This is a genomic window from Saccharothrix obliqua, assembly GCF_019375475.1.
GTDB lineage: Bacteria > Actinomycetota > Actinomycetes > Mycobacteriales > Pseudonocardiaceae > Actinosynnema > Actinosynnema obliqua.
In genome coordinates this window covers 478,143-492,511 of record NZ_JAHXGQ010000001.1, presented here as the reverse complement: position 1 = coordinate 492,511, position 14,369 = coordinate 478,143, and the positions used below count along the sequence as shown (strand labels likewise).

The 14,369-nt window shown below is 75.9% G+C and carries 13 protein-coding genes; 5 read left to right on the top strand and 8 right to left on the bottom strand.

Annotated features, from left to right (window positions below; genetic code table 11):
* The first annotated feature begins 95 nt into the window (after positions 1-95).
* Positions 96-3,068 carry an AfsR/SARP family transcriptional regulator gene (locus KZQ38_RS02570; protein ID WP_219437961.1) on the top strand — a complete coding sequence of 991 codons (2,973 nt, stop codon included), beginning with the start codon at positions 96-98 and terminating at the stop codon, positions 3,066-3,068.
* Here the strand turns inward: KZQ38_RS02570 and tsaD are convergent.
* The 3 genes from tsaD to tsaB are packed head-to-tail and all read right to left on the bottom strand — an operon-like array spanning position 3,065 to position 5,233.
* Complete coding sequence (gene tsaD / locus KZQ38_RS02565; RefSeq protein WP_219437959.1) at positions 3,065-4,117, bottom strand: tRNA (adenosine(37)-N6)-threonylcarbamoyltransferase complex transferase subunit TsaD; 1,053 nt, start codon at positions 4,115-4,117, stop codon at positions 3,065-3,067. The genes KZQ38_RS02570 and tsaD overlap by 4 nt on opposite strands.
* On the bottom strand, positions 4,110-4,568 hold the full coding sequence (gene rimI / locus KZQ38_RS02560) for a ribosomal protein S18-alanine N-acetyltransferase (protein ID WP_308258202.1): 459 nt from the start codon (positions 4,566-4,568) through the stop codon (positions 4,110-4,112). Before rimI ends, tsaD begins: the two co-directional genes overlap by 8 nt.
* Positions 4,565-5,233: a tRNA (adenosine(37)-N6)-threonylcarbamoyltransferase complex dimerization subunit type 1 TsaB gene (tsaB, locus tag KZQ38_RS02555; RefSeq protein ID WP_219437957.1), complete on the bottom strand. Its 669-nt coding sequence runs from the start codon at positions 5,231-5,233 to the stop codon at positions 4,565-4,567. The genes rimI and tsaB overlap by 4 nt, the downstream gene beginning before the upstream one ends.
* Positions 5,234-5,303: 70 nt before the next feature.
* Here tsaB and KZQ38_RS02550 point away from each other — a divergent pair, with 70 nt between their 5' ends.
* The 3 genes from KZQ38_RS02550 to KZQ38_RS02540 are packed head-to-tail and all read left to right on the top strand — an operon-like array spanning position 5,304 to position 7,331.
* Positions 5,304-5,675 carry a MerR family transcriptional regulator gene (locus tag KZQ38_RS02550; RefSeq protein ID WP_219437955.1) on the top strand — a complete coding sequence of 124 codons (372 nt, stop codon included), beginning with the start codon at positions 5,304-5,306 and terminating at the stop codon, positions 5,673-5,675.
* Complete coding sequence (locus KZQ38_RS02545) at positions 5,663-5,968, top strand: thioredoxin family protein (RefSeq protein WP_219437953.1); 306 nt, start codon at positions 5,663-5,665, stop codon at positions 5,966-5,968. The genes KZQ38_RS02550 and KZQ38_RS02545 overlap by 13 nt, the downstream gene beginning before the upstream one ends.
* 34 nt (positions 5,969-6,002) lie before the next feature.
* Complete coding sequence (locus tag KZQ38_RS02540; protein WP_219437951.1) at positions 6,003-7,331, top strand: acyl-CoA synthetase; 1,329 nt, start codon at positions 6,003-6,005, stop codon at positions 7,329-7,331.
* Positions 7,332-7,340: 9 nt separating this feature from the next.
* On the opposite strand, the gene tsaE is transcribed toward KZQ38_RS02540, so the two are convergent.
* Genes tsaE through glmS form a run of 5 tightly spaced genes read right to left on the bottom strand, consistent with a single transcriptional unit; the run spans position 7,341 to position 13,351 of the window.
* Positions 7,341-7,805, bottom strand: coding sequence for a tRNA (adenosine(37)-N6)-threonylcarbamoyltransferase complex ATPase subunit type 1 TsaE (gene tsaE / locus KZQ38_RS02535; RefSeq protein ID WP_219437949.1), 465 nt, complete (start codon positions 7,803-7,805; stop codon positions 7,341-7,343).
* A complete protein-coding gene (locus KZQ38_RS02530) occupies positions 7,790-8,884 on the bottom strand; it encodes an alpha/beta fold hydrolase (protein WP_219437947.1) in 1,095 nt (364 codons plus the stop codon). Before KZQ38_RS02530 ends, tsaE begins: the two co-directional genes overlap by 16 nt.
* Positions 8,881-9,981, bottom strand: coding sequence for an alanine racemase (gene alr, locus KZQ38_RS02525; RefSeq protein WP_219437945.1), 1,101 nt, complete (start codon positions 9,979-9,981; stop codon positions 8,881-8,883). Before alr ends, KZQ38_RS02530 begins: the two co-directional genes overlap by 4 nt.
* 55 nt (positions 9,982-10,036) lie before the next feature.
* Complete coding sequence (locus tag KZQ38_RS02520; RefSeq protein ID WP_219437943.1) at positions 10,037-11,437, bottom strand: NAD(P)H-hydrate dehydratase; 1,401 nt, start codon at positions 11,435-11,437, stop codon at positions 10,037-10,039.
* 51 nt (positions 11,438-11,488) lie between these two features.
* On the bottom strand, positions 11,489-13,351 hold the full coding sequence (glmS, locus tag KZQ38_RS02515; protein ID WP_219437941.1) for a glutamine--fructose-6-phosphate transaminase (isomerizing): 1,863 nt from the start codon (positions 13,349-13,351) through the stop codon (positions 11,489-11,491).
* 134 nt (positions 13,352-13,485) lie between these two features.
* On the opposite strand from glmS, the gene KZQ38_RS02510 reads away from it, so the two are divergent.
* Positions 13,486-14,301, top strand: coding sequence for a dienelactone hydrolase family protein (locus tag KZQ38_RS02510; protein ID WP_219437939.1), 816 nt, complete (start codon positions 13,486-13,488; stop codon positions 14,299-14,301).
* Positions 14,302-14,369 lie beyond the last annotated feature (68 nt).

Sequence of the window (14,369 nt, the reverse complement as noted above, 5' to 3'; positions counted from 1 at the left end):
TCCTCGTCGTTGCGACCGAGGTTGCCGCCACGCGCTGCGGGTCCGCTGGGGGTTCGCTGCGGACGGCTGTCGGCGGGTGCGGATAACGTCGTGGCGTGCGATTCGGCGTGTTGGGGCCGTTGGCGGTGTGGGCGGCGGACGGTTCCCCGGTCCGGGTGCCGGAGGCGAAGGTCCGGGCGCTGCTGGCGCACCTGCTGGTCGCCGAGGGCCGGGTGGTGCCGGTGGACCGGTTGGAGCGGTCGCTGTGGGGTGACCGGCCGCCGGGCGGCGCGGCGAACACGCTCCAGACGAAGGTGTCGGCGTTGCGGCGGGTGTTGGGCCGGGACGCGGTCCGGTGGGAACCGCCGGGCTACGCGCTGGCGGTCGACGCGGACACCCTGGACCTGCTGCGGTTCCGGGCGCTGGTCGCGGCGGGCGACCGGGCCGCCGCGCTGGCGCTGTGGCGGGGTGAGCCGCTGGCCGAGTTCGCCGGCGAGCCGTTCGCGGTGGACTTCGCGCGGCGGGTCGCCGAGGAGCGGCTGGTGGCCGTGGAGGACCTGGCTCAGGCGCGGCTGGCGGTCGGGCAACCGGTGTCGCTGGCGGACGAGGTCGCGCGGCACCCGCTGCGGGAACGGTTGCGGGGCCTGCACATGCGGGCCCTGTACCAGGCGGGTCGGCAGGTGGAGGCGTTGGCGAGCTACGCCGAGCTGCGCCGCGCGCTGGCCGAGGAGCAGGGGCTGGAGCCGGGACCGGAGCTGGTGGCCGTGCACCGCGCGCTGCTCGGGCACGAGGCGGCCCGACCGCGCACCAACCTGCCCGCGCCGGTGACGGAGCTGGTCGGGCGGGCGGACGCGGTGCGCGCGGTGGCGGCCCGGCTGGGCACCTCCCGGCTGGTCACGCTGACCGGGCCGGGCGGGGTGGGCAAGACGCGGCTCGCCGTGGAGACGGCCCGCGCGCTGGTCGGCACCGCGCGGGACGGCGCGTGGCTGGTGGAACTCGCCGGCCTGGACCGCGCCGAACCGGCCGGTGACGCGGTGGAGCGCGTCGCGGCGGCCGTGGCGGAGGTGCTGGGCCTGCGCGAGGACGCGCCCGGCGGGTTCGGGCCGGGTGGCGCGGCGCGGTTGGCCGACCGCGTGGTGGCCGCGACCCGGGGCCGGGACGTGCTGCTGGTGCTGGACAACTGCGAGCGGCTGGTGGAGCCGGTGGCGCGGCTGGTGTCGGAGCTGCTGCGCGCCGCGCCCGACCTGCGGGTGCTCGCCACCAGCCAGGAACCGCTGGGCCTGGCCGCCGAGGCGGTGTGGGCGGTGCCGCCGCTGGCCGAGGGCGACGCGGTGCGGTTGTTCGCCGCCCGCGCCTCGGCCGCCGCGCCGGGGTTCGCCGTGACGCCGGCGAACGAGGCCGCCGTGACCGCGATCTGCCGCCGCCTGGACGGCCTGCCGCTCGCGCTGGAGCTGGCGGCGACGCGGGTGCGCGCGCTGGGCGTCGCGACGTTGCTGGACCGGCTGGACGACCGGTTCCGGCTGCTCGCGGGCGGTCACCGGGACGCGCCCGCCCGGCAGCGCACGCTGCGCGCCATGATCGACTGGAGCTGGGACCTGCTGTCCACCGCCGAGCAGACCGTGCTGCGGCGGTTGTCGGTCACCGCCGAGGGCTGCGACCTGGCCGCCGCCGAGGCGGTGTGCGCGGGCGGCGGCGTGCGGGCGGAGGACGTGGCCGACCTGCTCACCGGGCTGGTCAACCGCTCCCTCGTGGTGGCGCCGGACCACGGCGGGCGGGCGCGCTACCGGCTGCTGGAGTCGGTCGCCGACTACGGCCGGGACCGGTTGCGCGAGGCGGGCGAGGAGGACGCGGTCCGGGCGCGGCACGCCACGCACTACCGGTCGCTCGCCGAGCGCGCCGACCCGGAGCTGCGCGGGCCCGACCAGCTCACGTGGCTGGACCGGCTGGACGCGGACACGGCGAACCTGCGTGCCGCCCTCGACGTCGACCCGGGCGCCGCCACGCACCTCGCGTGGTACTGGTTCCTGCGCGGGCGGGTGCACGAGGCGCTCCGCCACCTCACCGGGCCGTGGCGGGCCGGGTTCGCCGTGCTCGCCGGCGGGTCGGCGGAGGCGGTGGCGCCCGACGCCGACGCCGTGGAGGACCCGCGGGCCGCGTGGTTCCTCGGGTACGTGCTGGCGACGGTCGGCGACATGGCGACCGCCGAGCGGTTCACCGACCGGGCGCACGCGGGGTTCCGGGCCCGCGGCGACGACTGGGGCGTGGCGGCGGCGTTGAGCGACCGGGCCACGTACGCCATGCACCGCGGTGAGTTCGACGTGGCGCGGGACGCCGCCGAGCGGTCCGGCGAGGTGTTCGCGGCGCTGGGCGACCGGTGGGGGCTGCTCCAGTCGACGTTCGCGATGGGCACGCTGGCGCAGATCACCGGCGACTACGCGCGGGCGGAGCAGGTGCACCGACGTGGCCTGCGGATGGCCGAGGAGCTGCGGTCGTGGCCCGAGGTGTCGTACTCGCTGTCGTGGCTGGGCCGGGTCGCCCTGCTCACCGGTGACTACGCGCGGGCCCGCGCCCACCACGAGCGGGCGCGGCTGATCGCGGCCGACCGCGGTTTCACGCCCGGCGAGGCGTACGCGGAGACCGGCCTGGCGCTGGGCGCGCGCCGCTCGGGCGACCTGGACGAGGCGGACCGGCTGCTGCGGCGCGTCCAGGAGTGGCACCGCCGGGTCGGGTTCGAGGCGAGCGGGTCGCTGATCCTCGCCGAGCGCGGTTTCGTCGCCGAGCTGCGTGGCGACGCCGACGCGGCACGCAAGCTGCACGAGGAGGGGCTGGAGCTGGCCGGGCGGACGGGTGACCCGAGGGCCGTCGCCCTGGCGCAGGAGGGGTTGGCGGGCGCGCACGCGCTCGCCGGCGACCACGAGGAGGCGGCGCGGATGCTCGGCCGCGCCGCCGCCAACCGGCTGTCCGTCGGCCGGCCGCTGCCGCCCTCGCAGCGGCAGGACGTGGACCGCGCGACCGCCGCCGCCCGCGCCGCGCTCGGCGAGGAGCGGTTCGCCGCGGCGTACCGCGAGGGCCTGGACGCGCCGCGTTAGAACAGCTGCACGGTGCCCACGGGCAGACCGGGCACGGTGGACAGGTCCAGCGGCGACGGCGGCGCGCCCGCCGCGACCAGGTGCGCGCCCAGGGCGGCGATCATCGCGCCGTTGTCCGTGCACAGCCGGGGACGCGGCACGCGCAGCTCGATGCCGGCCGCCGCGCAGCGCTCCGCCGCCAGCCCGGACAGCCGCGAGTTGGCCGCCACGCCACCGGAGATCACCAGCGTGTCCACGCCGAGGTCCTGGCACGCCCGGATCGCCTTGGCGGTCAGCACGTCCGCCACCGCCTCCTGGAACGACGCCGCCACGTCCGCCAGCGGCACCTCCTCGCCCGCCCGCTCCCGCCGCTCGACCCAGCGCGCGACGGACGTCTTCAGGCCGGAGAACGAGAAGTCGTACTTGGCGTCACGCGGCCCGGTCAGGCCGCGCGGGAACGCGATGGCGCACCCGTCGCCGGTCTTCGCGAGCCGGTCGATCGGCGGACCGCCCGGGTAGGGCAGGTCGAGCAGCCGGGCGACCTTGTCGTACGCCTCACCCGCCGCGTCGTCCACGGTGGACCCGAGTTCGGTGATCTTCTCGGCCAGGCCCTCCACCAGCAGCAGCTGCGAGTGCCCGCCGGACACCAGCAACGCCACGCAGCGCGCGGGCAGCGGGCCGTGCTGGAGGGTGTCCGCGGCGACGTGCCCCGCGAGGTGGTTCACGCCGTACAGCGGCTTGCCCAGCGCCGCCGCGTACGCCTTCGCCGCCGACACGCCGACCAGCAACGCGCCCGCGAGCCCCGGGCCGGCGGTGACCGCGATCGCGTCCACGTCGGACAGCTCGACCCCGGCCTCCTCCACGGCGCGGCGCATGGTGGGCACCATCGCCTCCAGGTGCGCCCGCGACGCCACCTCGGGCACCACGCCGCCGAAGCGCGCGTGCTCCTCGACGCTCGACGCGACCTGGTCGGCCAGCAGCTCCAGGGCCCCGTCCGGGCCGAGGCGGACGATGCCGACGCCGGTCTCGTCGCAGGAACTCTCGATACCGAGGATGAGCCGGTCAGTCACGGTTCGCGGGCCTTCCCATCGTGTACGCGTCGGCGCCCGACGGCTGGTAGTAGCGGCGGCGCAGGCCCAGGTGCTCGAAACCGTGCGCCAGGTAGAGCGAGATCGCGCGGGCGTTGTCGGTGCGGACCTCCAGGAACACCGGCAGCCCCGCCTCGTCGGCCTTCGCCAGCAGCGCCCGCAGCAGCGTCTTGCCGACACCGCCGCCCTGCCAGTCGGCGGCCACGGCGAGGGTGTGCACGCTCGACTCGAAGTCCGTCAGGCCCAGGCCGCCGTAGCCGACCAGCTCGTCCGCCACGTACGCGCCGACGTAGTAGTTGCCCCCGGCCAGCTCGCCGCGGAACGCGGCCTCGCTCCACGGGTCGTCGCCCGCGAACAGGGCGCGCTCGATCTCGGCGCACCGGGGCGCGTCCTCGGCGCGCAGCGGGGCGATGGTGAACGTCCGGGCGCTCACCGCGTCACCCGCTTGCGCCCGGTCGGCTCGACCGCGTCCGGCCGCCGCAGGTAGAGCGGGGTCAGCGCGGCCGGGCGCGCCTTCGCGAGCAGCTCCTCGGCCGCCGCCGCGACCAGGGACGTCGGGGACGGGTAGACGGCGTCCACCACGGGCAGCCCGAGCACGTCGGCGTAGATCCGCGCGCCCTCGCCCGCGGCGTGCGCGACGGCGGGCAGCTTGGCGGGCACGTCGGCCGGCCGGTCCACGTGCGGTCCGTCGGTGCGGCGGCCGGCGGCGTCGTAGGCGGCCCAGTAGACCTCCTTGCGCCGGGCGTCCGTGGCGACCAGCAGCGGCGCGCCGGTGCGCGCGTCGAGGGCGATCGCGTCCGGTGTCGGCACCGGGTAGACCGGGCGGTTCAGCACCTGGCCGAGCGCGGCGGCGGTGACCAGGCCGACCCGCAGGCCGGTGAACGGGCCGGGGCCCGAGCCGCACACGACGGCGTCCAGGTCGGACAACGCGTGCCCGGCTTCGGCGAGCGCCTCCGCCAGGTGCGGTGTCAGCAGCTCGCCGTGGGCTTTCGCGTTCACCGTCACGCGCTGGGCCAGCAGGCGCGCCCCGTCCTCGGTCAGGTCGACCACACCGGCGGTGACCGCCGGGGTCGCGGTGTCCAAAGCGAGCACAAGCACAATCGACAAGGGTACGGGTGGCCTGACGCACACTGGACTTGACGTCCACGTCAAGTCGGAGGATCGGCACGTGCGCATCGGTGAACTGGCACGGCGGGGTGGGACGACCACCAGGGCGCTGCGTTACTACGAGTCCCTGGGTCTGCTCACCGCACGCCGCAGCGCGAACGGGCAACGCGAATACGACGAGGACGATGTGCGCCTGGTCGCCGAGATCCGGTCGCTGACCGGGATCGGGTTCGCGCTGGAGGACACCCGGCCGTTCGTGGAGTGCCTGCGCACCGGCCACCCCAGCGGGGACGCGTGCCCCGCGTCGGTGGCGGTGTACCGGCGCAAGCTCGCCGAGCTGGACGAGTGCATCGACCGGCTGGAAGCCGCCCGTGAGCGGGTGCGCGCGCAACTGGACCAGGCAGAGCTGAGGAGACGACCGTGCACGCGCTGACCGACGAGACGTTCACCGACCAGACCAGCACCGGCGCGGTGCTGGTCGAGTTCACCGCCACCTGGTGCCCGCCGTGCCGGATGATCGAACCGGTGCTGGCCGAGCTGGACCGGGAGCTGCCCGCCGTCACGTTCGCGAAGATCGACACCGACGCGAACCCGACCACCGCGCGCGACCGGGGCGTGCTCGGCCTGCCGACGCTCCACCTCTACCGGGACGGCGAGCTGGTCGCGGAGGTGGTCGGCGCGCGGCCGAAGGCGCAGCTCAAGACGTGGCTCGAAGCACACTTGTGATGCGTGCCGCGCCGGCTGCCGCCAAGGTGGGCGGATGCTGCTGCCCGCCCTGGCGTCGACGCCCGCGAAAGTGGCCCTGCGGTTCCCCGGCCACGAGCTGACCTACCCGGAACTGGCCGAGCAGGCCCGCGCCGTCGCCGCCGGGCTGGTCGGGCGGCGGCGGATCGCGGTGTGGGCGCGGTCGGACGCGCGCACCTGCGTCGCGGTGGTCGGCGCGCTGCTGGCGGGCGTGCCCGTGGTGCCGCTGAACCCGAAGCTCGGGGAACGCGAACTCGACCACGTCCTCACCGACAGCGCGCCGGACCTGGTGGTGGACGACGTGCTGCCCACCGGCCCGCCCGCGGACCTGCCGGAACCACCCGCCGGAGCACCCGCGTTGATCGTCTACACGTCCGGCACGACCGGGCCGCCGAAGGGCGTGGTGCTGCCGCGCCGGGCGCTCGCGACGAACCTGGACGCGTTGGCCGACGCGTGGGAGTGGACCGCCGACGACGTGGTGGTGCACGGCCTGCCGCTGTTCCACGTGCACGGCCTGGGCATCGGGGTGATCGGGCCGCTGCGGCGCGGTGGCACCGTGCACCACCTGGGCTCGTTCGACGTCGCGGCGGCGGCCGGGGCGCTGGACGGCGACGGCACGGTGTTGTTCGGCGTGCCCACCATGTACCACCGGATCGCACGCGCGCCGGAGCACGCGGCGTCGTTCGCGAAGGCCCGCCTGCTGGTGTCCGGTTCCGCGCCGCTGCCCGCGACGCTGCACGCCGAGCTGACGGCCCTGACCGGGCAGCGCGTGGTCGAGCGGTACGGGATGACCGAGACGTTGATGAACACCAGCGTCCGCGCGTCCGGCGACCGGCGGCCCGGCACCGTCGGCCCGCCGCTGGACGGCGTGGAGGTGCGGGTCGTCGGCGACGAGCCGGGCGAGGTCGAGGTGCGCGGGCCGAACCTGTTCCTGGAGTACCTGAACCGGCCGGACGCCACGCGCGCGGCGTTCACCGAGGACGGGTGGTTCCGCACCGGCGACCTGGCCGTCGTGGAACCGGACGGCTACCTGCGGCTGGTGGGCAGGCGCGCCACCGACCTGATCAAGAGCGGTGGTTACAAGATCGGCGCGGGCGAGGTCGAGAACGCCCTGCTGGAGCACCCCGGCGTCGCCGAGGTCGCGGTGACCGGCGAACCGGACGACGACCTCGGCGAGCGGGTCGTGGCGTGGGTGGTGCCCACCACGACACCGGCCACGCCGGAGGAGCTGGCCGACCACGTGGCCCGCCTGCTCACCCCGCACAAGCGGCCCCGCGTGGTCCGGTACGTGGAATCCTTGCCCCGCAACGACATGGGCAAGGTGCTCAAGCGCGAGCTGCGGTGAGCCCCCGGCTCACACCGGCAGTTCGCGGGCGGCCCACGCGCCGTGCGGCTCCAGGCGGGCCGTGCGGACGTCGTCGTCGTGACGTTCCAGGGTGATCAGCAGGTGGTCCTCGGACAGCCGCTCCGCGCCGCCCTCGCCCCACTCCACGGCCACCACGGCGTCCACCAGGTCGGTGTCCAGGTCGAGGTCGTCCAGCTCGCCCAGGTCGCCGCCCAGCCGGTACGCGTCGACGTGCACCAGCGGCACGCCGCGCCCGCCCGGCGCGGGGTCGTGCACGCGGGCGATCACGAACGTCGGCGAGCTGACCCGCCCGCCCACGCCCAGCCCGGCCGCGAGCCCGCGCACCAGCGCGGTCTTGCCCGCGCCCAGCGGACCGGCGAGCAGCAGCAGGTCGCCGCCCCGCACCAGCCCGCCCAACCTGCGCCCGAACTCCTCGGTGTCCTCCACCTTCGGGAGGGTCACGCTCGTCGCCACCGCCGCCTGCTCTCCGTCCGGCCCACCGCGCAGCGCCGGGCCAGGGCCGCCAGGTGCCCGGTCACCACGTCGGGGCGCTCCAACATCACCATGTGACCCGCGCCGGCCGCGCGGACCAGTTCGCCGTGCGGCATCTCCGCCGCCATCCGCTCGGCGTGCGAGAACGGCGTCAGCCGGTCCGCGTCGCCGCCGACCACCAGCACCTCGCAGTGCCGCAACCCGGCCAGCGCCTTGTACCGGTTGTGCGTGCCCAGCGTCTCCAGGAACTCGGTGAGCACCTGCACCGACGTGCCGGCGATCATCCGGTCCATCAGGTCGACCAGCGACGGGTCGACGTGCCGGTCGCCGAACGCCAGCACCCGGATGCCGCGCCGCGTCACCGTGCCCGCCCGCCGCCGCGCCCACTCCACGAGGTCCGGCTGGAGGCCGGCGAGCCTGCCCACGCCCAGCGTCACCGGGTTGTACCGGGACAGCACGGACTTGGGCAGCCCGGCGCCGCCGACCGCGCCCGCCGCCGTGCCGATCAACGCCACGCCGCGCACCCGGTCCGCGAACAGCTCCGGCCGCTGCTCCGCCAACGCCATGATCGTCATACCGCCCATGGAGTGCCCGACGAGCACCAACGGCCCGTCCGGCGCCAGGGTCCGCAACACCGCGTCCAGGTCGCGGGCGAGCTGGTCGATGGTGCTCGACTCGGCGCCGGACCGGCCGGACCGGCCGTGGCCCCGCTGGTCGTAGAGCACCTGCCGGACCCGGGGCTCGGTGAGCGCCGCCAGGTCGCGCCGCTGGAAGTGCCAGGACCGCCGGTCCAGCGCGAAACCGTGCACCAGCACGACGGTCAGCGCGGGCTCGCCGCCGTCGTCCGGGTCGACCTCCTCCGCGGCCAGCGGCACGCCGTCGTCGGCCGCCACCGTCGACTCGCGGGTGGGGCGCAGCTCGCCCGGCGGCTCCTCCGGCACCCCGACCGGCCGGCGCTCGGCCGCCCGCCGCTGGTTCGCCACCAGGCCGACCGCGGCGCCGGTGGCCGCCGCGCCCAGGACGCCGCCGGCCCAGCCGACGGCCTTCCACACCGCGTTCACCGGTAGGTCCTGGTCACCCGCGGCCGGTACATGCCGGTGACGATCTCGTAGTCGATGGTGCCGGTGCGGTCGGCCCACTCGCGGGCGGTCGGCTCGCCGTGCTCGCCGGAGCCGAACAACACCACCTCGTCGCCCTCGACGACCAGGTCGTCCCCGCAGTCCACCACGAGCTGGTCCATGCACACGCGACCGACGACGGGCCGCCGCCGACCGCCGAGCCACACGTCCATCCGGTTGGACAGGGCACGCGGCACGCCGTCCGCGTAGCCGACGGGCACCAGCGCCACCGTCGTGTCCGCCGGAGCGGTCCAGGTGAACCCGTACGACACGGCGTCGCCCGCCGCGATCCTCTTGACGGCCGCCACCGACGACCGGAACGTCATCACCGGCCGCAGGTCGACCGGCACCGGCACCGGGTTCAGCCCGTACACCGCGATACCCGGCCGCACGAGGTCGAAGTGCAGGTCGGGGCGGGTGAGCACGGCGGCCGAGTTCGCGATGTGCCGCATCGGGTCCAGGCCCGCCGCCACGGCCTCGCCGCAGGCGTCGGCGAACCGCGCGGCCTGCGCGTCGGTCGCCGGGTGCCCGATCTCGTCGGCGCACGCCAGGTGCGACCACACGGCACGCACCTCCACCTCGGGCGTGGCGGCGGCCTTCTCCACCAGCGCGCCCCACTCGTGCGCCGGGCACCCGTTGCGGGACAGCCCGGTGTCGATCTTGAGGTGGATCGCGGCCCGCCTGCCGACCGCGCGGGCGGCCTCGGCGACCTCGGCGAGCTGCCGCGCCGAACTCACGGACAGGTCGACGCCCGCTTCGACGCCGGGCGCGTAGTCCGTGCCCACCGGGTCCAGCCAGGCCAGCACCGGCGCGCGGACACCGGCGGCGCGCAGCACCAGCGCCTCGGCCAGCGAGCACGCGCCGAGCCAGGTCGCGCCCGCCTCCAGCGCCGCTCTCGCCACCTCCACCGCGCCGTGCCCGTAGCCGTCGGCCTTGACCACGACCATGGTCCGCGCGGCGGGCGCGTGACCGGCCAGGACGGAGACGTTGTGCCGGAGCTTGTCGAGGTCGATCACGACCTCAGCGCGTGGAGCAGCCATAACACCGTTCATGGTGACACAGGGAGGGGTCCGGGCGTCCGAATGGGCCAACACGTCACTTCGGCTCCGGCCGCACCGCGCGGATCGCGTCCGGCACCGCGGCGAGCAGCGCGCCCGCCGTGACGGGCGCGCCGTCGGCGGCCAGCTCGGCGGCCAGCACGTGCACCCGGGCGGCGCAGCCCGCCGCGAGCAGCGGGTCCAGGCCGGCCGCCAGCAGCGCGCCGATCAGGCCGGACAGCACGTCGCCCGACCCGGCGGTCGCCGCCCACGACGTCCGGGCCCGGTTGACCAGCACCCGCCCGTCCGGGCCGGCCACCACCGTGGCGTGCCCCTTGAGCAGCACCACGGCGCCGAACCGCACCGCCGCCCGCGACGCCGCCGCCACCCGGTCCGCGCCGACCTCCCCCGCCAGCCGCTCGAACTCCCGGTCGTGCGGGGTGAGCACCAGGGGCGTGCCCGGGTCGCGGGCGTCCCACAGGTCGGGGTTGTTGGCGAGCATGGTGATCGCGTCGGCGTCCGCGCACACGGGCACGCCCGCGCCCAGCACGGTCCGCAGCACGTCCTCCGCGCCCAGCCCGGTGCCGAGGCCGGGTCCGACGACCCACGACTGCACGCGCCCGGCGTCCGTGGTCGTCCCGGTGCAGATGGCCTCCGGCCACCGCGCCCGCACGGCCTCCGCCGCCGCACCGGCGTACCGGACCATGCCGGACGTCGCGAGCAGCGCCGCGCCGGTCGCCAGCACGCCCGCGCCGGGGTAGGTCGCCGACCCGGCCGCGACGCCGGTCACGCCCTGCGTGTACTTGTCGTCGGTGGGACCGGGCACCGGCCACGCCGAGCCGACGTCGTCCACGTCGAGTTCCAGCAGGTCCGGCCCGGCGAGTTCGGGGCCGAGACCGATGTCCACCAACCGCACCTCGCCGCAGTCGGCCAACGCGTGCACGGGTTTGAGGCAGCCGAACGTCACGGTGACCGCCGCCCGCACCGCGGGCCCGTCCACCGCGCCCGTGTCGGGGTCGACGCCGCTGGGCGAGTCGACCGCGAGGACCGGGGCGTCCAGGTGCGCCACGTGCTCGGCGGCGGCGGGCCGCAGCGGACCGCGCCCGGACAGGCCGACGATGCCGTCCACCACCAGGTCGACCTCGCCCAGCCGGTCCACGACCCGACCACCCGCGCGCCGGAACGCGGCCAGCCCCTCGGCGTGCGCGCGTTCCGGGTCGAGCAGCACGGCGGACACGGCGAACCCGCGTCGGCGCAGGTAGTACCCGGCCCACAACGCGTCACCGCCGTTGTTGCCCGCGCCGACCAGCAACCCGACCCGCCGCTTGCCGCCCAGCACGTCCGCCGCCGCCACCGCGACGCCGAACGCGGCCCGCCGCATCAGCGATCCGGTGGGCACCCGCCCCATGAGCCGTTCCTCGGCCGCCCGGACCCGGGCGGTGGTCCACAGTCCCCGCATAGCGGGACAGCCTGCCGCGTCCGGCCGCGTGCCGCACCGCCGGGTGGTGGCCTACTCGACCGTCACGGACTTCGCGAGGTTGCGCGGCTTGTCCACGTCGTAGCCGCGGCTGCGGGCGATCTCGGCGGCCAGGACCTGGAGCGGCACGGTGGAGACCAGCGGCTGGAGGAGGGTGGACACGGCGGGCAGCTCCACCAGGTGGTCCGCGAACGGCCGCACCGCCTCGTCGCCCTCCTCGGCGATCACGACGGTCCGCGCGCCGCGGGCCTGGATCTCGCTGATGTTGGACACCAGCTTGGCGTGCAGCACCGGCCGGCCCTTGGGCGAGGGCATCACCACGACCACCGGCAGGCCCTGCTCGATCAACGCGATCGGGCCGTGCTTCAACTCGCCCGCCGCGAAGCCCTCGGCGTGCATGTAGGCCAGTTCCTTCAGCTTCAACGCGCCTTCCAGGGCCACCGGGTAGCCGACGTGGCGGCCGAGGAAGAGGACGGCCTTGGAGTCGGCCAGCTCGCGGCCGAGGGCGCGCACCTGGTCGACCGTGCCGAGGACCCGGCGCACCGCCTCCGGCGTCGTCTCCAGCTCGTGGAACTCGCGGGCCACCTCGTCGGGGTACTTCGTGCCGCGTGCCTGGGCCAGCGCGAGGCCGACCAGGTAGTTGGCGGCGATCTGGGCGAGGAACGCCTTGGTCGACGCCACGCCGATCTCCGGGCCGGCGTGCGTGTAGAGGACCGCGTCGGACTCGCGCGGGATCTGCGCGCCGTTGGTGTTGCAGACGGCGAGCACGCGTGCCTTCTGGGCGCGGGCGTGGCGGACGGCCTCCAGCGTGTCGGCGGTCTCGCCGGACTGGGACACCGCGACCACCAGCGTGTCGCGGTCCAGCACCGGGTCGCGGTAGCGGAACTCGGAGGCCAGCTCCACCTCGACCGGCAGGCGCGTCCAGTGCTCGATGGCGTACTTGGCGACCAGGCCCGAGTGGTAGGCCGAGCCGCAGGCGACGACGAACACCTTGTCCACGTCGCGCAGGTCCTGGTCGGACAGGCGTTGCTCGTCGAGCACCACCCGGCCGTCGCGGAAGTGGCCGCGCAGGGTGTTCGCGAGCGCTTCGGGCTGCTCCTCGATCTCCTTGAGCATGAAGTATTCGTGGCCGCCCTTCTCGGCGGCGGACAGGTCCCAGTCGACCGTGAACGGGGTGGCCGCGGCGGGTTCGCCCCGGAAGTCGGTCACGGTGTAGCCGGCGCGGTCGATCACGACCACCTGGTCCTGGCCGAGTTCGACGGCCTCGCGGGTGTGCTCGATGAACGCGGACACGTCGGACGCGACGAACGTCTCACCCTCGCCGACGCCCACCACCAGCGGCGAGGAGCGGCGGGCGGCGACCACCAGGTCCGGTTCGTCGGCGTGCGTGACGACCAGCGTGAACGCGCCCTCCAGGCGGCGGACCACCGAGCGCACGCTGGCCGGGAGGTCGCCCCGCGTGTCGCCGTCCCGGTAGGCGAGGGCGATCAGGTGGGCGGTGGTCTCGGTGTCGGTGTCGCTGGTCAGCTCGACGCCGAGCCCCTCCAGTTCCGCGCGGAGCGCGGCGAAGTTCTCGATGATGCCGTTGTGGACGACGGCCACCCGGCCGGTCGCGTCGCGGTGCGGGTGGGAGTTGCGGTCGACGGGCGCGCCGTGCGTGGCCCAGCGGGTGTGGCCCATGCCGGCCGTGCCCGCGAAGCCGGCGCGGCCCACCTCGTCCAGGCGCTCCTCCAGGTTGGCCAGCCGGCCGGCCTTGCGCTCGACGGCCAGGTTGCCCGCGCCGTCCAGCACCGCGACGCCCGCCGAGTCGTAGCCCCGGTACTCCAGCCGTCGCAGCCCGTCCAGCACGACGTCCAGCGCCGGGCGGTGGCCCACGTATCCCACGATTCCGCACACGCCGCACAGCGTAACCAGACCAGCGCCACCTTCGGAAAGTGACGTTCGCGGGTGTTTCCCCAGGTCGCACCCGGTATTGGTGTAGACCAATCCGGGCGTGCGGGGCCGGCGGGCGATCGACTACCGTTCACGCGGTGAGCGGCTACTCGGCGAAGCAGGTGCTCGACCAGCTCGGCAGGCCCGGTGAGCACCGGGTGCTGCGAGGTGATCTGGCGCTGGTCGGCCTGCCCGGCCTCGTCTACACCCCGGCGGTGGGCCTGGGCCTGCCCGCCGTGGCGTTCGGGCACGGCTGGTTGCAGCCCGTGACGCGGTACCGGGCGTTGCTGCGGCACCTGGCGTCGTGGGGTTTCGTGGCGACCGCGCCCGGTGCCCGCCGCGGGCCGCTGCTGTCGGCGCGGTTGCTCGCGGGTGACCTGCGGACGGCGCTCGACGTGTGCACCGGCGTGCGGTTGGGCGAGGGCGACATCAGCGTCGACGCGGAGCGGCTGGCCGTGGCCGGGCACGGTGCCGGTGGCGGCGCGGCGGTGTTGGCGGCGGCGGGCGACGAGCGCGTCCGGGCCGTGGTGACGCTGGCCGCCTCCGAGACCCGGCCGTCCGCTCTGGACGCGGCCCGGGGTGTCGGCGTGCCGGCCCTCCACCTGGCCGCCGGGGAGGACCGCATCGCTCCGCCGGTCGGGCACGCGGAGGCGATCGCCGAGGCGTGGCGGGGGCCGGTGCAGGTGCGGACCCTGCCGAAGGTGTCGCACCTCGGGTTCGCCGAGGGCAGGCACTGGAGCGAACTCCTGCTGGACGGCCGCGGGGCGCACGGCGCGCAGCGCTTGGCGCGGGCGTTGGTGACGGCGTTCCTGCTACGCGTGCTCAAGGGCGAGCGCCAGTGGGACGCCCTCCTGGAGAACGACGTGAAGGGCGCACCCCTGACCTACCACCGCCCCGCCCTGGCCACGAGCTGACCGCGCCCTCGGCCGGCCGGGGCCTGCGGGCGCCGAGTCCGGCGAGCGCACACCGACCGGAGTGCGAC